The sequence below is a fragment of the Agromyces sp. NPDC060279 genome (genome assembly GCF_042726785.1).
In the GTDB taxonomy this organism is placed as follows: domain Bacteria; phylum Actinomycetota; class Actinomycetes; order Actinomycetales; family Microbacteriaceae; genus Agromyces.
Map to the genome: position 1 here is coordinate 31,248 of NZ_JBHXBK010000004.1, position 19,515 is coordinate 50,762.

Below are 19,515 nucleotides of genomic sequence, written 5' to 3' on the forward strand. Positions count from 1 at the left end.
ACGGTGGAGGAAGAGAGGAGAGGAAGCGGAGGAGGAGCGCGGCTCGCGCCGGCGCTAGTCCCGCCCGGCGAGCTCGGCCGTCAGCGCGAAGAGGCCGGAGTGGTCGAGGCCCCCGTCGCCGCGGGCGACGGTCGCCTGGACGAGCTGCGCCACGGCGGAGCCGAGCGGGACGGTGATGCCGGCCTGTCGTGCGGCGGCGGTGACGATGCCCAGGTCCTTGTGGTGGAGGGCGAGACGGAATCCGGGGGCGAAGTCGCGGTCGAGCATCTTGCGCCCCTTCTGGTCGAGGACCTTCGAGCCGGCGAGTCCGCCGCCGAGGACCGTCAATGCGGCGTCGGTGTCGACGCCGAAGGCTTCGAGGAAGACGACCGCCTCGGCGAGCGCCTGGATGTTGACCGCGACGATGAGCTGGTTCGCGGCCTTCACGGTCTGGCCGGCGCCGGAGGGGCCGACGTGCACGATGGTGCGGCCGACGGCGTCGAGCACCGGACGGGCGCGCTCGAAGTCCTCGGGCGAGCCGCCGACCATGATCGAGAGCACGCCGTCGATGGCGCCCTGCTCGCCGCCGGAGACGGGGGCATCGATCGCGCCGAGCCCGGCGGCCGCGGCCTCCTCCGCCAGCTCCTTCGCCACGTCGGGGCGGATGGAGGAGGTGTCGATCCAGAGCGCGCCGGCCTTGGCGTTGGCGAACACGCCGTCGTCGCCGCGGACGAGGCCCGCGACGTCGGGCGAGTCGGGCACCATCGTGACGACGACGTCGGCGTCGCGGACGGCCTCGGCGACGCTGCCGGCGGCGCGGCCGCCCGCCTCGACGAGCGTGTCGACGGGGCCGCGGCTGCGGTTGTATCCGGTGACGTCGAAGCCCGCCTCGACGAGGTTCTTGGCCATGGGCAGGCCCATGATGCCGAGTCCGATGATCGCGATGCTGGTCATGGTGTCGTCCTTCGGGGTCGCGGTGGCGTGCGTGGGGTCGGGTCGGGCGGCTCTGGCCGCGTCAGGCGTCGGCGGATGCCTCGGCGAGCCAGGCGAAGGCGTCGTCGAGCGGGGCCGTGTACTCGAGGCCGATCGGACCGGCGTACCCCAGCTCCCGGCTGCGGGCGATCCACCGCTCGAGCGGGAGGGCGCCCGTGCCGGGCGCGCCCCGGCCGGGGGCGTCGGCGATCTGGATGTGGCCGAAGCGGGCGGCGTGCGCCTCGATGACCGCGGCGACGTCGTCGCCGTTCACGGCGAGGTGGTAGAAGTCGGCGAGGAGGGCGAGGTTTCCGGCATCCGGCACCCGCGCGATGGCGGCGAGCGCGTCGGCCGTCGTCCGCAGCGGGTAGCGCGGCGCGCCCGAGACGGGCTCGACGAGCACGGTGCCGCCGATGCGGGCGACGCCCGCGGCGGCGACGGCGAGGTTCTCGGCGGCGGTCTCGTCCTGGGCGGCGGCGTCGACGCCGTCGAGGCGGTTGCCGTAGAGGGCGTTGAACGCCGGGGTGCCGAGCGCCTCCCCGATCGCGGCGACGGCGTCGACGTTGTCGCGGAACTCGGCCTCGCGGCCGGTCCAGGAGACGAGACCGCGGTCGCCGGCCGGCATGTCGCCGGCGAAGAAGTTCAGCCCGGTGAGCTGCACGCCCGCGTCGCGGATCGCGGCGACGAAGGCGTCGGCGTCGCGGTCGGCCGGGACGGCGCCGTCGAACGGCCACCAGAACTCGACCGCGTCGAAGCCCGCGGCCTTCGCGGCGGCGGGGCGCTCGAGCAGCGGCAGCTCGGTGAGGAGGATCGAGCAGTTCACCGTGTACGTCATCGTCGCGAGCCCTTCAAGTTTCCACTATTCGGAAGAATACTTTTGCTGTGTGAAAGCGTAGGCGAGGCTTTCTCCGCCGTCAACCCCTCTGCGCGAGGCGGCGGCCGGCGAGTGCGAGGGCGGACACGACGAAGCGCCCGGCGAAGGGAGTCTGCTTCGCCGGGCGCTCCGGACGCCCCGGCCGGGAGTCACCCGGCGCGGAGCTGGTCCCCGCCGCCCGAGGGCGCGGGAGTCAGGTCAGGTGAGCCGGATCTGCCGGTTCACGTCCTTGTAGAGCAGGTAGCGGAACGGCCCGGGGCCGCCCGCGTAGCAGGCCTGCGGGCAGAACGCCCGCAGCCACATGAAGTCGCCGGCCTCGACCTCGACCCAGTCGTCGTTCAGCCGGTAGACCGCCTTGCCCTCGAGCACGAAGAGCCCGTGCTCCATGACGTGCGTCTCGGCGAAGGGGATCACCCCGCCCGGCTGGAACGTCACGATGTTCACGTGCATGTCGTGCGCGAGGTCGTCGGGGTCGACGAAGCGAGTGGTGGCCCAGGCCCCGTCCGTGTCCGGCATCGGGCGCGGCGCGACATCCTGATCCCGTGTGACGAAGGAGGCAGGAGCGGGGATGCCCTCGACCGGCTCGTACGCCTTGCGGATCCAGTGGAAGGAGCAGAGCTCCGCGCCCTCGTTCGCGATCGACCACTCGGCGCCCGCCGCGAGGTACGCGTAGCCGCCCGCGCCGAGCACGTGCCGCTCGCCGGCGAGCGTCAGCGCGAGCTCCCCGGCCGTGACGAAGACGACGCCCTCGACGCCGGCCTCCGGCTCGGGCCGCTCGGCGCCGCCGCCCGGCGAGATCTCAACGATCAACTGGGCGAACGTCGTCGCGAAGCCCGCGATCGGCCGGGCGAGGATCCACGAGCGGGTGCCCGTGAAGCCCGGCAGATTGCTCGTGACGATGTCGCGCAGCACGCCCTTCGGGATGACGGTGTACGCCTCCTTCACGACGGCGCGGTCGGTGAGCAGCTCGGACTGGGCCGGCAGCCCGCCCTTCGGCGTGTAGTAGCTCATGCTGAGGCTCCCTGGGTCGACGGGGCGGGGACGGATGCCGCGGCGAGCCGCGGGTGCGCGAGCGCGACGAGGCCCGCCCGCTGCACACCGGCGTCGGCGGCGACCTCCTCGGCGGAGACCGCGCCGCACTCCACCCCCCGCAGCACGAAGTCGGCGAGCGCGCGCGCCGTGGCGGGCTCGTCGAGCACGGCGCCGGGGGTCTGCTCGAGGTAGGCGCGCAGCCGCGCGGCCGCGGCCGGGTAGCCCTCCCGGAAGAAGGCGTAGCTCGCGAGGTACCGGGTCGGCAGCTGGTGCGGGTGCAGGTCCCAGCCCTGGTAGTAGCCGCGCTCCAGCGAGCGCCGCACGAGCCGCGCGTGCAGCGCCCACGCCTCCGCGGTGCGCTCGCCGAGGGGCAGCACGTTCGTGGAGCCGTCGGAGAGGCGGATGCCGGTGCCCGCGACGGCGAGCTGCATGACGCCCTTCGCGAGGTCGGCGGCGGGGTGCTCCATCGACTGGTAGCCGGCCGCGATCTGCAGCGAGGCGCTGTAGTCGTAGGTGCCGTAGTGCAGGCCGGTGATGCGACCGGGCGCGGCGTGCGGCAGCTGCGCGACCGGCGAGCGGCCGTCGGCGCCGAGCACGAGCTGCGGGGTCTCGACCTGCACCTCGAAGCGGATCCGGCCCTCGGTGAGCCCGTGCACCCGCTCGAGCTCGGCGGCGAGCGCCGCCATCGTCTCGACCTGCGCGACGGTCGTCACCTTCGGCAGGGTGAGCACGAGCCCGTCGGGCAGCCCGCCGCCCTCGACGAGGGCGGTCACGAAGAGGTCGAGGGTGCGGATGCCGCGTGCCCGCGTCGGCCGCTCGAAGCACTTGAAGCGGATGCCGAGGAAGGGCGGCGCCGTTCCCGCCTCGACGGCATCGAGCACCCGCCGGGCGGCGTGCACGGCGTCGGCGTCCTCGGCGTCGTCGCCGCGGTCGCCGTAGCCGTCCTCGAAGTCGAGACGGAGGTCCTCGATGGGCTCACGCTCGAGCTTGCGCGCGACGCGAGGCGCGAGTTCCGCGGCGATCGCGGCGTCGAGGCCGGCGACGACGGCGACGGCCTCGAGGCCGCCCGCCTCGTCGGCGGCGGCGAGGGCGGCGGCGCCCCACTCCGCCGGGAGCTCGGGGGTGAAGCGGTCGGCCGGCACGTAGACGGTGTGCACGGGCTGGCGCGAGCCGTCGTCGCCCGGGTAGCCGCGGTCGAGCAGCGCGTCGGTGGCGGCGAGGCGGCGCTCGGCGTCGGCGAGCGCCGCGGTGCCGAGGGCGGTCGTGGGAGCGGTGCCTGCGCCCTGACCCATCAGCCCTCCAGGAGTTCGTAGGCGGGCAGGGTGAGGAAGTCGACGAAGCCGTCGTCAAGGCAGAGGTCCTCGACGAGGCGGGCCGCGGGCTCGGAGAACCGGGCGAAGCGCTCGGCATCCACCTGCTCGCGCAGGGCCGCGACCTCTTCGGCGAGCACGGTGCGCACGAGCTCGGGCGTGACCTGCCGGCCGGTGTCGGCGAGCTCGACGCCGTTGCGCAGCTGCTGCCACACCTGCGAGCGCGAGATCTCGGCGGTCGCGGCATCCTCCATCAGGTTGTGCAGCGCCACCGCGCCGTCGCCGGAGAGCCAGACCGCCGTGTACGCGACGGCGACCGAGAGGTTCAGCCGGAGCCCGGCCTCGGTGACCCGGCCGGGGGCGGATGCCGCGTCGAGCAACTGCTCGGCGGTGACCGCGACCTCGGGGCGCTGCCGCTCGAGCTGGTTCGGGCGGCTGCCGAGCACGCCGTCGAAGACCTCCCGGCAGACCGGAACGAGGTCGGGGTGGGCGACCCAGGAGCCGTCGAAGCCGTCCTCGGCCTCGCGGGTCTTGTCGGCGCGGACCTTCTCGAAGGCGGCGCGGGTGACCTCGAGGTCGTTGCGGTTCGGCACGAAGGCCGCCATGCCGCCCATGGCGAAGGCGCCGCGGCGGTGACAGGTCTGCACGAGCAGCTCGGTGTAGGCGCGCATGAACGGCGCCGTCATCGAGACGTCGGCGCGGTCGGGCAGCACGAAGGCGGGGCCGGCGTCGCGGAAGACCTTGATGAAGCTGAAGAGGTAGTCCCAGCGCCCGGCGTTCAGGCCGGAGGCGTGCTCGCGGAGCTCGTACAGGATCTCGTCCATCTCGAACGCGGCGGGGAGCGTCTCGATGAGCACGGTCGCGCGCACGGTGCCGCGCGGCAGGCCGAGCTGCTCCTGGGCGAAGACGAAGACGTCGTTCCAGAGCCGGGCCTCGAGGTGGGACTCGAGCTTCGGCAGGTAGTAGTACGGGCCGTGGCCGTTGTCGAGCAGGGGCTTCGCGGTGTGGAAGAAATGCAGCCCGAAGTCGACGAGCGACCCGCTCGCCCGCTCGCCGTCGATCAGCACGTGCCGTTCGGGGAGGTGCCAGCCGCGCGGGCGGGTGACGACGGTCGGCCGTTCGATGTCGTTGCGCAGTGCGTACTGCTTGCCCTGCGGCGAGGTGTAGGCGAGGGTGCCGCGCGCGGCGTCGAGGAGGTTCCGCACGCCGGCGACGACGTTGTGCCAGGTGGGGCTCGCGGCGTCCTCGAGGTCGGCGAGCCAGACCTTGGCGCCGGAGTTCAGGGCGTTGATCGCCATCTTCGGCGGCGCGGCGGGGCCGGTGATCTCGACCCGGCGGTCGAGGAGGGCGGGCGGAGCGGGGGCGACGCGCCACTCGGACTCGCGCACCTCGCGGGTCTCGGGCAGGAAGTCGAGCCGCCCGCTCGCCGCCGCCCGCTCGCGTCGTTCGCCGCGGGCCGCGAGCAGCTCCAGCCGGCGTGCCGCGAAGCGGTGGTGCAGCGCTTCGACGAAGGCGAGGGCCTCGGCCGAGAGGATCTCGTCGCCCCCCTCGACGTCGGTGGGGGTGGTGATCTCGATGGTCATGCGGCTGCTGCTCCTTCGCGGCTCGACGCGGTCCGCTCATCATCGCGTATGCACCGAGCGTCCCGAAAGTTTTCGCATTATGGATGTTAATGTTTGCTTTACGGAAACACAAGCCTCCGGCGGCCCCGACGGCGCCCGAGGCCGCCCCACCGCGCCCCGCTCACGGCGAGGCCGTGCGGTATCTTGTGTCCACCCGCGTTTTCCGCGATGCGGATACTCGCCCCCGAGATGCAGAACCGAGGAGCCCCGGCATGGCCGAAGCTGAAGGCGTCAAGTCCGTCGCGCGGGTCTTCGACCTGCTCGAGCTCATCGCCGACGCTGGCGGCGACGTCACGCTGAGCGAACTGTCGACGATGGCCGAACTGCCGCTGCCGACCATCCACCGGCTGCTGCGCACCCTCGTCTCGCTCGGCTACGCCCGCCAGCTCGCGAACCGCCGCTACGCCCTCGGCCCGCGCCTCGTGCGCCTCGGCGAGGTCGCGAACCGCCAGTTCGGGCAGCTCGCCCGCCCGCAGCTCAAGGGACTCGTCGAGCGCCTCGGCGAGACCGCGAACCTCGCGACCCTCGACGGCGACCGCGTCATCTACGTCTCCCAGGCCCCCTCGCCGCACGCCATGCGCATGTTCACCGAGGTCGGCCGGCGCTCGTACCTGCACTCCACGGGCGTGGGCAAGGCCATCCTCGCCGAGCTCGACGACGAGCAGGTGCGCGAGATCGTCGGCCGCACGGGCCTGCCGGCCGAGACCGAGCGCTCCATCACGACGCTCGAAGCGCTGCTCGCCGACCTCGCCGAGATCCGCGCGCGCGGCTACGCCATCGACGACGGCGAGCAGGAGATCGGGGTGCGCTGCTACGCCATGGCCGTGCCCGGCGCCCCCGTGCCGACGGCCGTCTCGGTGTCCGGGCCGCTCGCCCGCGTCGACGAGGACTTCGCCGCCCGGGCCATCCCCGTGCTCCGCGAAGCGGTGCGCGAGATCGGCGCCCTCGCCGCCGCGGCCTGAACAGCAGCCCACCCCACCCTCCCCCGTCCCTCCACTCTCGCGCGGAGGAGATTCGCGCGCCGGGAGGTCGATTCGCGGCTCGACATCCTCCCGCGCCGCAAATCTCCTCCCGCACGGCGACCCCGCACGCACTGCCCCTGCCGGATCGCGCCCGAGTCGCGTAGTATCCATATCCGTTCTGCGAAAACCGGATTCCGGATCGCAAGAACTGCCGGCTCGGCGAGCGGTACCCTGGAGGTGCCTGCCGCTGCGCAGGCGCGGTGCGAGGTGGGGCCACCGGGGCCCCGGTGCCGCAGGCGTCGACGCTGACGCCGGACCCGAGGAGTTTCGACATGGAACACCACGCCCTGACCGTCAACGGACGCTCCCGCCCGCTCGACGGCGTCCCCGCCCACGCGACCGCCCTCGACTGGCTGCGCGACACCGGCCTCACCGGCAGCAAGGAGGGCTGCGCCGAAGGCGAGTGCGGTGCCTGCGCGATGCTGCTCGCCACCCCCGCCGATGGCGGCGGCACCGCCTGGACCGCCGTGAACGCCTGCCTCGTGCCCGTGCACGCCCTCGCCGGCCAGGAGCTCGTCACCGCGGAGGGCCTCGGCTCCCCCGAGGCCCTGCATCCCGTGCAGGAGAAGCTCGCCGAGGCCGGCGGCTCCCAGTGCGGCTACTGCACCCCGGGCTTCGCGTGCAGCATGGCGGGCGAGTTCTACCGCGCGGACCGCGTCGCCCAGGATGCCTCGGCCGAGCCCTGCCCCGTGCACGACGGCGCCCCGAGCGCCGCCGCCCCCGACGACCCCGACAGCGCCGCCGACGCCGAGCACGGGCCGAACGGCTTCGATCTGCACTCCCTGAGCGGCAACCTCTGCCGCTGCACCGGGTACCGGCCCATCCGCGACGCCGCCTACGCGCTGGGCTTCCCCGAGGCCGGCGACCCGCTCGCCGAGCGCCGCGAGCGGCCCGCGCCCGAGGCCGTCCCCACCGACTACGCCCACGAGGGCGAGCGCTTCGTGCGCCCCGCCTCGCTCGACGAGACGCTGGCGATCCTCCGCGACGAGCCCGACGCGCTCCTCGTGGCCGGCTCGACCGATTGGGGCGTCGAGGTGAACCTCCGCGGCCGCCGCGCTCCCCTCGTCGTCGCCATCGAGCAGCTCGACGAGCTGCGCACGCTGCACCTCGGCGAGGACGTCGTGGAGATCGGGGCGGCCCTGCCGCTCTCGGACGTCGAGCGCCGCCTCGACGGCCGGGTGCCGCTGCTCGCGCAGCTCTTCCCCCAGTTCGCCTCCCGGCTGATCCGCAACCGCGGCACCATCGGCGGCAACCTCGGCACCGGCTCGCCCATCGGCGACACCCCGCCCGCCCTGCTCGCGCTCGGCGCCCGCGTCGTGCTCGCGAAGGCGGACGAGGCCGGCGCGGTCCTCGAGCGCGAGGTCGAGCTCGCCGAGTACTTCACCGGCTACCGCCAGACGGTGCGGGAGGCGGGCGAGCTCATCCGGGCCATCCGCATCCCGCTGCCCCTCGCCGGGCTCACCGCGTTCCACAAGATCGCCAAACGGCGCTTCGACGACATCTCGAGCGTCGCCGTCGCGTTCGCGCTCGACGTCGACGAAGCGGGCGTCGTCACGGCCGCGCGGATCGGCCTCGGCGGCGTGGCCGCCACCCCGCTCCGCGCCTACGAGGCCGAGCAGGCCCTCGTCGGCAAGCCCTGGGACCTCGGCACCGTGCGCGCCGCCTCGGCGGTGCTGCGCGAGACCGGCACCCCGATGAGCGACCATCGGGCGAGCGCCGACTACCGCAGCGCAATGCTCGGCACCGCCCTCTTGAAGCTGTACGCCACCTCACACGGCTCCAGTCGCAGCACCCGGACGGAGGTGCCGGCATGAGCGCCCTCGCGGACCGCCCCGCCGACCCGGTCGTCGGGCTCCGCGCTGCGCACGAGAGCGCCGCGCTGCACGTCACCGGCGCGGCGATGTACACCGACGACCTCGCCGCCCGCGACCACGGGGTGCTCACCGCCTGGCCGGTGCAGTCGACGAACGCGCACGCGCGCGTCACCGTCGATGTGGCCCCCGCCTACGAAGTGCCCGGCGTCGTGCGCGTGCTCACCGCCGCCGACGTGCCCGGCCTGAACGACGCGGGCATCAAGCACGACGAGCCGCTGTTCCCGAGCGAGGCGATGTTCCTCGGGCATGCGCTCGTCTGGGTGCTCGGCGAGACGCCCGAGGCCGCCCGGCTCGGCGCCGCCGCCGTGCGGGTCGAGTACGAGCCGCTGCCCTCGCTCATCACGGTGCGCGACGCCATCGCGGCGGAGTCGTACCAGGGCATCGCCCGCACCGTCGCCCGCGGCGACGCGGCCGCCGCCCTCGCCGAAGCCCCGCGCGTCTTCTCGGGGGTCACCGAATTCGGCGGCCAGGAGCACTTCTACCTCGAGACGCAGGCCTCGTACGCGATCCGCGACTCCGAGGGCCAGTACTTCGTGCAGTGCTCGACGCAGCACCCCTCCGAGACGCAGGAGATCGTCGCGCACGTGCTCGGCGTGCCCTCGAACGAGGTCACCGTGCAGCAGCTGCGCATGGGCGGCGGCTTCGGCGGCAAGGAGATGCAACCGCACGGGCTCGCCGCGATCGCCGCGCTCGGCGCGAAGCTCACCGGCCGGCCGGTGCGGCTGCGGCTGAACCGCACGCAGGACCTCACGATGACCGGCAAGCGCCACCCCTTCCACATCGAGTGGCGGGCGGGCTTCAGCGAGGACGGCTTCATCCAGGCGCTCGAGGCCACCCTCACGGCCGACGGCGGCTGGAGCCTCGACCTCTCCGAGCCCGTGCTCGGGCGTGCGCTCTGCCACCTCGACAACGCCTACTGGATCCCGAACGTGCACGCGCACGGTCGCATCGCGAAGACGAACAAGACCTCGCAGACCGCGTTCCGAGGCTTCGGCGGCCCGCAGGGCGTCTTCCTCATCGAGGACATCCTGGGCCGGGTCGCTCCCGAGCTCGGCATCGACGCGGCGACGCTCCGCGAGCAGAACTTCTACCGACCCGGGCAGGCCACCCCGTACGGGCAGACGGTGAAGGACGCCGAGCGGATGCCGCGCATCTGGAGCGAGCTCAAGGCCGAGAGCGACTTCGACGCCCGGCGCGCCGGGATCGCCGCGTTCAACGCCGCCCACGAGGACCGCAAGCGCGCGCTCGCGATCACGCCGATCAAGTTCGGCATCTCGTTCAACTTCGCGGCCTTCAACCAGGCGGGCGCGCTCGTGCACGTCTACAAGGACGGCTCGGTGCTGATCAACCACGGCGGCACCGAGATGGGCCAGGGCCTGCACACGAAGATGCTGCAGGTCGCGGCGACGGCCCTCGGCCTCGAGCTGCACCAGGTGCGGCTCGCGCCCACCCGCACCGACAAGGTGCCGAACACCTCCGCGACCGCGGCGAGCTCCGGCGCCGACCTGAACGGCGGCGCGGTGAAGAACGCCTGCGAGCAGATCCGCGAGCGGATGGCGAAGGTCGCCGGGCGCCTCCTCGGCGTCGACGAGCGCGACGTGCGCTTCTCGGGCGGCGTCGTCACCGGCCTCGGCAACCGCGAGCAGCGGCTGAGCTTCGCCGAGGTCGCCGAGGCGGCGTACCTGCAGCGGGTGCAGCTCTGGGCGGCCGGCTACTACCGCACCGAGGGCCTGCACTGGAACCCCGACGTCATGCAGGGCTCGCCGTTCAAGTACTTCGCCTACGGCGCGGCCGCGAGCGAGGTCGAGGTCGACGGCTTCACGGGCGCCTACCGGGTGCGCCGGGTCGACATCGTGCACGATGTGGGTGACTCGCTCTCGCCCATGCTCGACATCGGGCAGATCGAGGGCGCCTACGTGCAGGGCGTCGGCTGGCTGACGCTCGAGGAACTGCGCTGGGACGAGAGCGACGGGCCCGCGCGCGGGCGCCTGCTCACCCAGTCCGCGTCGACGTACAAGCTGCCGAGCTTCTCCGAGATGCCCGAGGTGTTCAACGTGCGCCTCTTCGAGGACGCCCGCGAGGAGGGCGCCGTCTACGGCTCGAAGGCCGTGGGCGAGCCGCCCTTCATGCTCGCCTTCAGCGCCCGGGAGGCGCTGCGCGAGGCCGTCGCCGCGTTCGGCCCCGGCGGTCGGGCGGTCGAGCTCGCCTCGCCCGCGACGCCGGAGGCCGTGTTCTGGGCCGTCGAGGCGGCCCGGGCGGCCGGCGCACCCGCCGAGGCCGTCGCGCAGACGGATGCCTCGCGCGAGCTCGTCGGCGCGGACTGACGGGACCCGGATGGACTGGCTGGACGCGCTGCAGCGGCTCCGCGAGGCGCGGACGCCCGCGGTCATCGTCACCATGGCGATGGTCCGCGGGCACGCGCCGCGCAACGGCGGCGCGAAGATGGTCGTCTCCGCCGACGGGCTCTTCGGCACCGTCGGCGGCGGCAACCTCGAGGCGACCGCCGTGCGCCGCGCCCGGGAGCTCCTCGCCGCGGGCGCGGCCGAGCCCGAGCTGCTCACGCTCACCCTGAGCGACAAGGCGAACGCGGAGTACGGCGTGCAGTGCTGCGGAGGAGAGGTCACGATGCTCTTGGAACCCGTGCGCACGGTGCCCGCGGTCGCCGTCTTCGGCGTCGGCCACGTCGGCCTCGAGCTCGCCCGCGTGCTGGCGAGGCATCCGCTCGAGCTCCACCTCGTCGACTCCCGCCCGGAGATGCTCGCCGCCGAGCGGCTCGGCGAGCCGGGCCGCAGCGGCCCCCTCGGCGACGCCGTCGCCGAGGTCCGGGTGCACCACGCGCCCGTGCCCGAGGCGGCGCTCGCCGAGCTGCCGGCCGGCGCGCACGTGCTCGTCATGACCCACGACCACGTCGAGGACCTCGCGATCGTCGAGACCGCGCTGCGGACAGCCGGCATCGGCTCGATCGGGCTCATCGGCTCGCGCTCGAAGTGGGCACGGTTCCGCGGCAAGCTGCACGAGTTCGGCCACGACGACGAGGCGCTCGCGCGCGTGACCACGCCGATCGGCATCGACGGCATCGACTCGAAGCTGCCCGCCGCGATCGCCGTGAGCGTCGCCGCGCGGATGCTGCAGCTCATCGAGGCCGCGGAGCCCGACGCACCGCCCGCGGCGGACGCTGCGGCCGCGACGGACGCCGGATGAGCGCCGCCCGCTCGGCTCTCGTCACCGGCGCGGGCAGCGGCATCGGCCGTGCGTGCGCCCGCGCGCTGCTCGACGCCGGCTGGAACGTGACCCTCGCCGGTCGACGGCGCGCCCCGCTCGAGGAGACCGCCGCCGGCTTCGGGGCGGCGCTCGTCGTCCCCGCCGACGTCACCGAGCCCGCCGACGTCGAGCGGCTCTTCGCCGGCCACGACGAGCGCTTCGGCCGCCTCGATCTGCTCTTCAACAACGCGGGCACGTTCGGGCCGAGCGCCGATGTCGGCGGGCTCGACGAGGCCGCGTGGGCGGCGACGCTCGCCGTCAACGTGTCGGCGGCGGTCCGCTGCGCAGGGGCCGCGTTCCGCCGGATGGCGGCGCAGCATCCGCCCGGGGGCCGCATCGTGAACAACGGCTCCGTCTCGGCGCAGGTGCCCCGGCCCCGCTCGGCCGCGTACACGACGACGAAGCACGCGATCGCCGGGCTCTCGAAGTCCATCGAGCTCGACGGCCGGGCGCACGGCATCAGCTGCACCGAGCTCGACCTCGGCAACGCGCGCACCGAGCTCGTCGACGACCTCGTCGGGGACGGGGCCCTGCAAGCCGACGGACGCCGCCTCGTCGAGCCGACGATGGCCGCCGACGACGTCGCCCGGCTCGTGCTCGCCCTCGCCGAGCTGCCGCTCTCGGTGAGCGTGCCGCAGCTCACCGCGACCGCGGCGGGCATGCCGTTCATCGGCCGCGGCTGAGGCCGCGAGCATGGCCGGCGGGGAGGCATCCGCCCGTCAGCTGAGCCGGCGCCCCCGCATGATCGCGAGCGGGAGCGTCGCGAGCGACAGCGCCGCCGCGCAGAGGAACGCGACCGGGAACGAGAAGCCCGCCGCGATCGTGCCGACGAGCACGGCCCCGAAGCCGGTGCCCGCGTCGAAGCCGATGTTCCACACCATGCTCGCGAGCAGCGTGTCGCGCGGGCCGACCGCGGCGAACGCCTCGCCCAGGGTGAGGTTCTGCAGCCCCCCGTAGCCGAGGCCGACGAGCGCCGCGCCGACGAGAAGCGCCCAGTCCGCGGGCGCCGAGGCGTCAACGACGCCCCAGGCGGTGATCGCGAGGCCGGCGGCCGTGGCGAGTACGAGCGGCCACAGCAGCGGCCGGGCGCCGAAGCGGTCGGCCGGTCCCCCGATGAGCCAGCGCGAGAGCGCCGCGAGGCCCGTGAGCAGCAGCAGCGCGGCGGCCGCGAGCAGCTGGTCGCCGGCGAGCTGGGGCAGGAAGGTGATCAGCGCACCGCCCGCGACGGTGACGGCGAGGAGCAGCGCGACCGGGCGGAACAGCACCGCGGCCGCGGCGAGCGGCCCGTGCGAGGCGTGCGCGTGCTCGGCGGGGTGCGGCGGCTTCGCGGCGAGGTGCTTGGCGAGGCGCAGCGCGGCGGGGATGCCGAGCACCGGCAGCGCCGCGACGACGAAGACCGGGACGTAGCCGAGGTGCTCCGCGACCCAGGGCGCGAGCGGGAGCAGCACGAGCTGGGGTCCGGCGATCGCGAGGCCCCAGGCGCCGATCGCCCGGCCGCGGCGAGCCGGTTCGATGAGCTCGGGCACGGCGCTGCCGCCGGCCACCGTGAGCACGGCGAAGCCGAGCCCGCGCACGGCCGACCAGGCGAGGATGACGGGCAGCTCGGCGGACGCGAGCATCGCCGGGGCGGGCAGGCCGAGCAGCAGCAGCCCCACCACGAGCACGGGCGCCCAGCCAAAGCGGCGCAGCGCAGCCGGCACCATCGTCTGCCCGGCCACGGTCGCGAGCATCAGCACGCCGGTGACCAGCCCGGCGCCCGCCACGTCGGCGCCGCCGGCGACCGCCCACAGCGGGGCGACCGGCATCAGCACGGCGAAGCCCGAGAAGCCGAGGGCCGTCATCGTGATGAGCGCGGGCATCCCGGGCGCCCGCCACACCGATCCTGCGCCCGGTCCGTTCGTCGTCAACTCCGCTTCACCGTTCCCTTCCGATTCATCCCACCACGACCGGAGGGCGTGTGACGCGCGGCGCGGACGCGCGCCCCGGCCGGAATGCCGGCCGGGGCGCGTCCGATCTCGGGCTCAGCCCGCGATGAGGCTCTCGATCGGCCCGCGCACGAAGTAGAGCGCGAAGCCGGCCGCGACGACCCACATCAGCCAGTGCACCTTGCGCGCCCGGCCCGATGCCGCGTTCACGAGCGCCCAGGAGATGAAGCCGACGCCGATGCCATTCGCGATCGAGTAGGTGAGCGGCATCGTCACGATCGTGAGGAACGCCGGCAGGGCGACGGCGAACTTGTCGAACTTGATCTCGCGGATCTGCCCCATCATCATCGCGCCGACCACGACGAGCGCGGCCGAGCCGACCTCGATCGGCACCACGAGGGTGAGCGGCGTGAGGAACATGGACAACAGGAAGAGCAGCCCGACCACGACCGAGGCGAGCCCGGTGCGCGCGCCCTCGCCGATGCCCGAGGCGCTGTCGACGTAGACGGTGTTCGAGGAGGTCGAGGTCGCGCCGCCCGCGATGGCGCCGGCGCCCTCGACGATGAAGGCGGCCCGCAGCCGCGGGAAGGTGCCGTCCTTGTGGGCGAGCCCGGCGTTCTTCGCGAGCCCCGTCATCGTGCCCATGGCGTCGAAGAAGTTCGAGAACACGAGCGTGAAGACGAGCATCGTCGCCGAGAGCGCGCCGATCCGGCCGAAGGCGCCGAACACGTCGAACTGCCCGACGAGCCCGAAGTCGGGCACCGTGAACAGGGCGGTCGGCAGCTCCGGCATCGTCATGTGCCAGCCGTTCGGGTCCTCGAAGGAGGGGCCGAGCTTCAGGAGCGCCTGGGCGATGATCGCGACGATGGTGGTCACCACGATGCCGATCAGGATGCCGCCCGGCACCCGGCGCGCCACGAGGATGCCGATCAGCACGAGGCCGAGCAGGAAGATGAGCGTCGGCACCGAGGTGATCGAGCCGGCGTCGCCGAGCTGCACGGGCGGGCCGCCGGGCGTGCGGTTCACGAAGCCCGAGTCGACGAAGCCGATGAAGGCGATGAACAGGCCGATGCCGACCGTGATCGCCGCCTTGAGCGCCTGCGGCACGGCGCGGAAGATCGCCGTCCGCGCGCCGGTGGCGCCGAGGAGCACGATGATGACGCCGTTGATGACGACGAGGCCCATCGCCTCGGGCCAGGTGACCTGCCCTACGACCGAGACCGCGAGGAAGGAGTTGATGCCGAGGCCGGCCGCGATGGCGAAGGGCAGCCGGGCGAAGACGCCGAACAGGATGGTCATGAGGCCGGCGGTGAGGCCCGTCGCCGCGCCGACCTGGGCGGCGTCGAGCGCGTTGCCGGCGACGTCCTCCGAGCCGCCGAGGATCAGCGGGTTCAGGATGACGATGTAGGCCATCGTCACGAAGGTGACGATGCCGCCGCGGATCTCGCGCCCGAAGGTGGAGCCGCGCCGGGTGATCTCGAAGAAGCGGTCGATCGCGTTCTTCGGCTCCCCCTCGACCGTGGTGGTCGCGCCCGTGGGCAGCGGGTCGGGGATCGGGGTGGCGGTGCTGTCGGTGTGCTGGGTCACGTTCGGCTCCGCTCAGTACTCGATGCGGGTGGCGGTGTGCTGCCACTCGGTGAAGGGGGCGACCCGCTCGGCGGGCGGCAGCTCGATGTCGGCGACCGGCATCACGGCGCGGTCGGCGTCGTCGCCCTCGAAGTAGCGGTAGAAGACGGCGTCGTCGAATCCGGCGTCCGCCGCGTCGTGGCGGCTGGCGGCGAAGTAGACCCGGTCGATGCGGGCCCAGAGCGAGGAGGCGAGGCACATCGGGCACGGCTCGCAGCTCGTGTAGAGCACGGCGCCGGAGAGGTCGAAGTCGCCGATGCCCTGGCAGGCGGCGCGGATGGCCGAGACCTCCGCGTGCGCCGTGGGGTCGAGGTTCGCGGTGACCCGGTTGACGCCCTCGAAGACGCGGCCGTCGGCGGTGACGACGATGGCGCCGAACGGGCCGCCGGAGCGGCGCACGTTCTCGGTCGCGAGCGCGACGGCTCGGGCGAGGTACTGGGCGGGCGTCGGCGCGGCGCCCTGGGGGCCCGTGTCTGCCGGAGTGGTGGTACCGAGCGATTCCATGAAAAGCATCCTTGCTCTCGGAGTCCGACCGGTCGGCTCGGCCAGCGGCGCCGGTTCGGCGCCGTCGTGATCGTCGTCGATCCGTTCGGGTCTGCTGGGCTTCGGCACCGGGCGGCTTCGTGGCGGGCCCGGCGACTGGTCGAGGCTAACAGCCACCCCTGCCCCGGTCTACACGTTTTTGGAAGTTTGATTCTGAAATACGGAAAACTTGATTATAGATCCGCAGATACGGAATTATTGTGAGCGTTATGGCGCAATATCGGATCAGTGAGGCCGCGGATCTCCTCGGCGTGAGCGACGACACCGTTCGGCGATGGGTGCAGGACGGGCTGCTGAGCGTCTCGAAAGACGACGCCGGCCGCCAGGTCGTGCCCGGTCGCGAGCTCGCGGCGAGGGCGCAGGCCATCGCGGCGGCCAGCACCGACCGGTCCCACGTGCGCCGCAGCGCCCGCAACCGCTTCGTCGGTCTCGTCACCAAGGTCGAGATCGCCGGGCTGATGGCCCAGGTCGAGCTGCAGTGCGGCCCGAACCGGGTCGTCTCCCTCATGTCGGCCGAGGCCGCCCGCGAGCTGGAGCTCGAGATCGGTTCGCGCGGCGTGGCCGTGGTCAAGGCGACCACGGTCATCATCGAGACGGAAGAGGATCCCTCGTCGTGACCCTGCAGCACCGCACGTCCCGCAGCACCCCCAGCGCCCTCCCCGCCCGCCACCGCCGTTCGCGCTTCGCCGGCGCCGGCGTCGCCATCGCCGCCGTCGCGCTCCTCGCCGGCTGCGCCGGCGGCGCGGCCGAACCGAGCCCCACCGCGAGCAGCGGCGCCGACGAGCCCGCCCTCACCGGCGAGCTCACCATCTACGCCGCGGCGTCCCTGAGCGGCGCCTTCGACGAGCTCGCCGCGCAGTTCGAGGCCGAGCACCCCGAGCTCGACGTGCTGCCGATCACCTACGACGGCTCGTCCGTGCTCGCCACCCAGCTCATCGAGGGCGCCCCCGCCGACGTGTTCGCCTCCGCCGACGAGAAGAACATGACGAAGGTGCTCGACGCCGGTCTCGCGGACGGCGCCGACGACTTCGCGACGAACGTGCTCGAGATCGCGGTCGCCCCCGGCAACCCGCTCGGCATCGCGGGGCTCGACGCCCTCGCCGACGGCGCCACGACGACCGCCGACGGCCGGCCCGCGACGGTCGTGCTCTGCGCGCCCGAGGTGCCCTGCGGCGCCGCCTCGCAGACGCTCCTCCAGGCCGCCGGCCTCACGCTGACCCCCGCGAGCGAGGAGCAGAACGTCACCGCCGTGCTCACCAAGGTGAAGTCCGGCGAGGCCGACGCGGGGCTCGTCTACGTCACCGACGTCGAGGCCGCGGGCGACGCCGTCGAGGGCGTCGAGATCGCGAACGCCGCCGACGCGACCAACGTCTACCCGGTGACCGCGCTGAGCGCCGCGCCCAACCCGGAGGCGGCCGCCGCCTTCGTCGCCTTCGTCACCTCGAAGGCCGGCCAGCAGCTGCTCGCCTCCTTCGGCTTCGGAGCGCCGTGACCCGAGTCGCGCACGCGCCCCGCGACGGCCTCGCCGTCGCGGGGCGCTTCCCCGGCTGGCTGTACCTGCCGGCCGGCCTCGGCGCCGCCGTGCTGCTGCTGCCGCTCGCGGCGCTGCTCGTGCGGCTCGACTGGGCCGGGGTGCCGGCCGCCATCACCTCCCCTGCGGCCCTGCAGGCGCTCGGGCTCTCACTCGCGACCGCGAGCTGGGCGACGCTCGCCTGCGTCGTGCTCGGCGTCCCGCTCGCCCTCGTCATCGCCCGGAGTCGGCCCGGCCTCGCCGCCGCGCTCCGCACCCTCGTGACGCTCCCCCTCGTGCTGCCCCCGCTCGTCGGCGGCATCGCCCTGCTCGCCCTCCTCGGCCGCACCGGGCTCTTCGGCGAGGTGCTCGCGGTCTGGGGCATCCGCATCCCCTTCACGACCGCCGCCGTCGTCATCGCCCAGGTCTTCGTCGCCCTGCCCTTCCTCGTGATCTCCGTCGAGGGCGCGCTGCGCACCGCCGGCACCCGCTTCGAGGCCGTCGCCGCCGGCCTCGGCGCCGGCCGGTTCACCGTCTTCCGCCGGATCACGCTGCCCCTCGTCGCCCCGGGCCTCCTCGCCGGCGCCGTGCTCTGCTTCGCCCGGGCACTCGGCGAGTTCGGCGCGACCGCCCTCTTCGCCGGCAACGCCGCCGGCACGACCCGCACGATGCCGCTCGCGATCTACACGGCCTTCAACGGCGCGGGAGTCAGCGAGGACACCGCGATCGCGCTGTCGCTCATGCTCATCGCCGTGGCGATCGCGGTGCTCGTGCTGATGCGCGGCTGGCGAGCGGACGCCCCGCGATGAGCGCCGCACCGCAGCAGCAGGCGGATGCCTCGGCCGGGCCGGCCTCGGGCGCCGGGCTCGTCGCCGAGCTCGAGGTCGCGCGCGGCGGCTTCTGCCTCGACACCGCCGTCGCGGTCGGCCCCGACGAGGTGCTCGCCGTGCTCGGGCCGAACGGCTCGGGCAAGTCGACGCTGCTCGGCGCGATCGCGGGGCACGTGCCCGTCGACCGGGGCGAGGTCCGGGTGGGCGGCCGCGTCCTCGGCGGCGCCGGTGCGCACGAGGTGCCGCTCGCGGCCCGGCGCATCGGCCTGCTCGGCCAGCAGGCGCTGCTGTTCCCGCACCTCAGCGCGCTCGAGAACGTCGCCTTCGGACCGCGCGCGCAGGGCGCCGGCCGGCGGGAGTCGCGCGCCGAGGCCGCCGCCTGGCTCGAGCGGGTCGGCCTCGCCGGCTTCGAGCGCCGCCGCCCGGCCGAGCTCTCGGGCGGGCAGCAGCAGCGCGTCGCGCTCGCCCGCACGCTCGCGGCGAAGCCCGCGGCCCTGCTGCTCGACGAACCGTTCGCGGCGCTCGACGTCGAGGCGGCGGCGGGCATGCGGCGGCTCGTCCGCGAGCATCGGGCCGCCCTCGGCATCCCCATGCTGCTCGTCACCCACGACCCGCTCGACGCGCTCGTGCTCGCCGCTCGCGCGGCGATCCTGCAGGCCGGCCGGCTCGTCGACGAAGGCCCGATCGCGCGCGTGCTCGGGCACCCGCGCACGCCGTTCATCGCCGCCCTCGCCGGGGTGGACCTCGTCGAGGGCGTGGCGTTCGACACCGCGACGGTGCGCAGCGACGGCGGCCTCGTGCTGCGCGCCGCGGAGCCGGCCGGGCTCGTACCCGGCGCGCGCGCCTCCGCCGTCTTCGCGCCGGGCGCGGTGCATGTGCGGCCCGCGCGCCCGGCGGCCGCGGGGGGCGAGCATGCCGTGGCGAACCACTGGTCCGGCACCGTCGCGAGCCTCGAACCCACGGGCGGCGGCGTGCGCATCGTCACCGCCGAACACCCGGGCGTCGCCGTCGACGTGCCGACCGCCGCGGCCGTCGCGCTCGACCTCGAGGCGGGCGCGGCGCTCGTGTTCCGGATCGAGCCCGCCGACGTGTCGGTGCGCCCGCTCGACTGACGGCGTGCTCCCGGGGCGGTGTT

Annotated in this window: 17 protein-coding genes; 9 read left to right on the forward strand and 8 right to left on the reverse strand. The window is 74.1% G+C overall.

What is annotated here, in order from left to right; translation table 11 throughout:
• Nucleotides 1–54 precede the first annotated feature (54 nt).
• From ACFWE1_RS12760 to aceB, 5 genes are all read right to left on the reverse strand, one after another.
• Nucleotides 55–933, reverse strand: a complete 879-nt coding sequence (locus tag ACFWE1_RS12760) for a 2-hydroxy-3-oxopropionate reductase (RefSeq protein ID WP_376933806.1) — start codon at nucleotides 931–933, stop codon at nucleotides 55–57.
• Nucleotides 934–994: 61 nt separating this feature from the next.
• Entirely contained in the window at nucleotides 995–1,786 is a 792-nt protein-coding gene (locus ACFWE1_RS12765) for a hydroxypyruvate isomerase family protein (RefSeq protein ID WP_376933807.1), read from the reverse strand.
• Between the two features lie 237 nt (nucleotides 1,787–2,023).
• The gene (locus tag ACFWE1_RS12770; protein WP_376933808.1) at nucleotides 2,024–2,836 is read right to left on the reverse strand and encodes a bifunctional allantoicase/(S)-ureidoglycine aminohydrolase; all 813 of its coding nucleotides are present in this window, start codon (nucleotides 2,834–2,836) and stop codon (nucleotides 2,024–2,026) included.
• Nucleotides 2,833–4,149 carry a DUF6986 family protein gene (locus ACFWE1_RS12775; protein WP_376933809.1) on the reverse strand — a complete coding sequence of 439 codons (1,317 nt, stop codon included), beginning with the start codon at nucleotides 4,147–4,149 and terminating at the stop codon, nucleotides 2,833–2,835. Before ACFWE1_RS12775 ends, ACFWE1_RS12770 begins: the two co-directional genes overlap by 4 nt.
• Nucleotides 4,149–5,750 (reverse strand): malate synthase A, encoded by a 1,602-nt coding sequence (aceB, locus tag ACFWE1_RS12780; protein ID WP_376933810.1) that lies wholly within the window; start codon nucleotides 5,748–5,750, stop codon nucleotides 4,149–4,151. The genes ACFWE1_RS12775 and aceB overlap by 1 nt, the downstream gene beginning before the upstream one ends.
• 251 nt (nucleotides 5,751–6,001) lie before the next feature.
• Between aceB and ACFWE1_RS12785 the strand changes: the two genes are divergently transcribed.
• From ACFWE1_RS12785 to ACFWE1_RS12805, 5 genes are all read left to right on the forward strand, one after another.
• Entirely contained in the window at nucleotides 6,002–6,751 is a 750-nt protein-coding gene (locus ACFWE1_RS12785; RefSeq protein ID WP_376933811.1) for an IclR family transcriptional regulator, read from the forward strand.
• A gap of 332 nt (nucleotides 6,752–7,083) precedes the next feature.
• Nucleotides 7,084–8,625: a xanthine dehydrogenase small subunit gene (locus ACFWE1_RS12790; protein WP_376933812.1), complete on the forward strand. Its 1,542-nt coding sequence runs from the start codon at nucleotides 7,084–7,086 to the stop codon at nucleotides 8,623–8,625.
• Entirely contained in the window at nucleotides 8,622–11,009 is a 2,388-nt protein-coding gene (gene xdhB / locus ACFWE1_RS12795) for a xanthine dehydrogenase molybdopterin binding subunit (RefSeq protein WP_376933813.1), read from the forward strand. Before ACFWE1_RS12790 ends, xdhB begins: the two co-directional genes overlap by 4 nt.
• A gap of 10 nt (nucleotides 11,010–11,019) precedes the next feature.
• The gene (xdhC, locus tag ACFWE1_RS12800) at nucleotides 11,020–11,886 is read left to right on the forward strand and encodes a xanthine dehydrogenase accessory protein XdhC (protein WP_376933814.1); all 867 of its coding nucleotides are present in this window, start codon (nucleotides 11,020–11,022) and stop codon (nucleotides 11,884–11,886) included.
• On the forward strand, nucleotides 11,883–12,629 hold the full coding sequence (locus ACFWE1_RS12805; RefSeq protein ID WP_376933815.1) for an SDR family oxidoreductase: 747 nt from the start codon (nucleotides 11,883–11,885) through the stop codon (nucleotides 12,627–12,629). Before xdhC ends, ACFWE1_RS12805 begins: the two co-directional genes overlap by 4 nt.
• 36 nt (nucleotides 12,630–12,665) lie before the next feature.
• On the opposite strand, the gene ACFWE1_RS12810 is transcribed toward ACFWE1_RS12805, so the two are convergent.
• From ACFWE1_RS12810 to ACFWE1_RS12820, 3 genes are all read right to left on the reverse strand, one after another.
• Complete coding sequence (locus tag ACFWE1_RS12810; protein WP_376933816.1) at nucleotides 12,666–13,805, reverse strand: MFS transporter; 1,140 nt, start codon at nucleotides 13,803–13,805, stop codon at nucleotides 12,666–12,668.
• 162 nt (nucleotides 13,806–13,967) lie between these two features.
• On the reverse strand, nucleotides 13,968–15,413 hold the full coding sequence (locus ACFWE1_RS12815; RefSeq protein ID WP_376933978.1) for an NCS2 family permease: 1,446 nt from the start codon (nucleotides 15,411–15,413) through the stop codon (nucleotides 13,968–13,970).
• Nucleotides 15,414–15,470: 57 nt separating this feature from the next.
• The gene (locus ACFWE1_RS12820) at nucleotides 15,471–16,001 is read right to left on the reverse strand and encodes a nucleoside deaminase (protein ID WP_189085890.1); all 531 of its coding nucleotides are present in this window, start codon (nucleotides 15,999–16,001) and stop codon (nucleotides 15,471–15,473) included.
• A gap of 233 nt (nucleotides 16,002–16,234) precedes the next feature.
• Here ACFWE1_RS12820 and ACFWE1_RS12825 point away from each other — a divergent pair, with 233 nt between their 5' ends.
• The 4 genes from ACFWE1_RS12825 to ACFWE1_RS12840 are packed head-to-tail and all read left to right on the forward strand — an operon-like array spanning nucleotide 16,235 to nucleotide 19,492.
• Complete coding sequence (locus ACFWE1_RS12825) at nucleotides 16,235–16,657, forward strand: molybdopterin-binding protein (RefSeq protein ID WP_376933979.1); 423 nt, start codon at nucleotides 16,235–16,237, stop codon at nucleotides 16,655–16,657.
• 2 nt (nucleotides 16,658–16,659) lie between these two features.
• Nucleotides 16,660–17,532: a molybdate ABC transporter substrate-binding protein gene (gene modA / locus ACFWE1_RS12830; RefSeq protein ID WP_376933980.1), complete on the forward strand. Its 873-nt coding sequence runs from the start codon at nucleotides 16,660–16,662 to the stop codon at nucleotides 17,530–17,532.
• Nucleotides 17,529–18,359, forward strand: coding sequence for an ABC transporter permease (locus tag ACFWE1_RS12835; protein ID WP_376933817.1), 831 nt, complete (start codon nucleotides 17,529–17,531; stop codon nucleotides 18,357–18,359). The genes modA and ACFWE1_RS12835 overlap by 4 nt, the downstream gene beginning before the upstream one ends.
• A complete protein-coding gene (locus ACFWE1_RS12840) occupies nucleotides 18,356–19,492 on the forward strand; it encodes an ABC transporter ATP-binding protein (protein ID WP_376933818.1) in 1,137 nt (378 codons plus the stop codon). The genes ACFWE1_RS12835 and ACFWE1_RS12840 overlap by 4 nt, the downstream gene beginning before the upstream one ends.
• The last annotated feature ends 23 nt before the right edge of the window (nucleotides 19,493–19,515 follow it).

Bases quoted from the DNA above. Each gene is read 5' to 3' on its own strand.
- ACFWE1_RS12760 (WP_376933806.1), bottom strand. From the start codon at position 933: ATGACCAGCATCGCGATCATCGGACTCGGCATCATGGGCCTGCCCATG.
- ACFWE1_RS12765 (WP_376933807.1), bottom strand. From the start codon at position 1,786: ATGACGTACACGGTGAACTGCTCGATCCTCCTCACCGAGCTGCCGCTG.
- ACFWE1_RS12770 (WP_376933808.1), bottom strand. From the start codon at position 2,836: ATGAGCTACTACACGCCGAAGGGCGGGCTGCCGGCCCAGTCCGAGCTG.
- ACFWE1_RS12775 (WP_376933809.1), bottom strand. From the start codon at position 4,149: ATGGGTCAGGGCGCAGGCACCGCTCCCACGACCGCCCTCGGCACCGCG.
- aceB (WP_376933810.1), bottom strand. From the start codon at position 5,750: ATGACCATCGAGATCACCACCCCCACCGACGTCGAGGGGGGCGACGAG.
- ACFWE1_RS12785 (WP_376933811.1), top strand. From the start codon at position 6,002: ATGGCCGAAGCTGAAGGCGTCAAGTCCGTCGCGCGGGTCTTCGACCTG.
- ACFWE1_RS12790 (WP_376933812.1), top strand. From the start codon at position 7,084: ATGGAACACCACGCCCTGACCGTCAACGGACGCTCCCGCCCGCTCGAC.
- xdhB (WP_376933813.1), top strand. From the start codon at position 8,622: ATGAGCGCCCTCGCGGACCGCCCCGCCGACCCGGTCGTCGGGCTCCGC.
- xdhC (WP_376933814.1), top strand. From the start codon at position 11,020: ATGGACTGGCTGGACGCGCTGCAGCGGCTCCGCGAGGCGCGGACGCCC.
- ACFWE1_RS12805 (WP_376933815.1), top strand. From the start codon at position 11,883: ATGAGCGCCGCCCGCTCGGCTCTCGTCACCGGCGCGGGCAGCGGCATC.
- ACFWE1_RS12810 (WP_376933816.1), bottom strand. From the start codon at position 13,805: ATGCCCGCGCTCATCACGATGACGGCCCTCGGCTTCTCGGGCTTCGCC.
- ACFWE1_RS12820 (WP_189085890.1), bottom strand. From the start codon at position 16,001: ATGGAATCGCTCGGTACCACCACTCCGGCAGACACGGGCCCCCAGGGC.
- ACFWE1_RS12840 (WP_376933818.1), top strand. From the start codon at position 18,356: ATGAGCGCCGCACCGCAGCAGCAGGCGGATGCCTCGGCCGGGCCGGCC.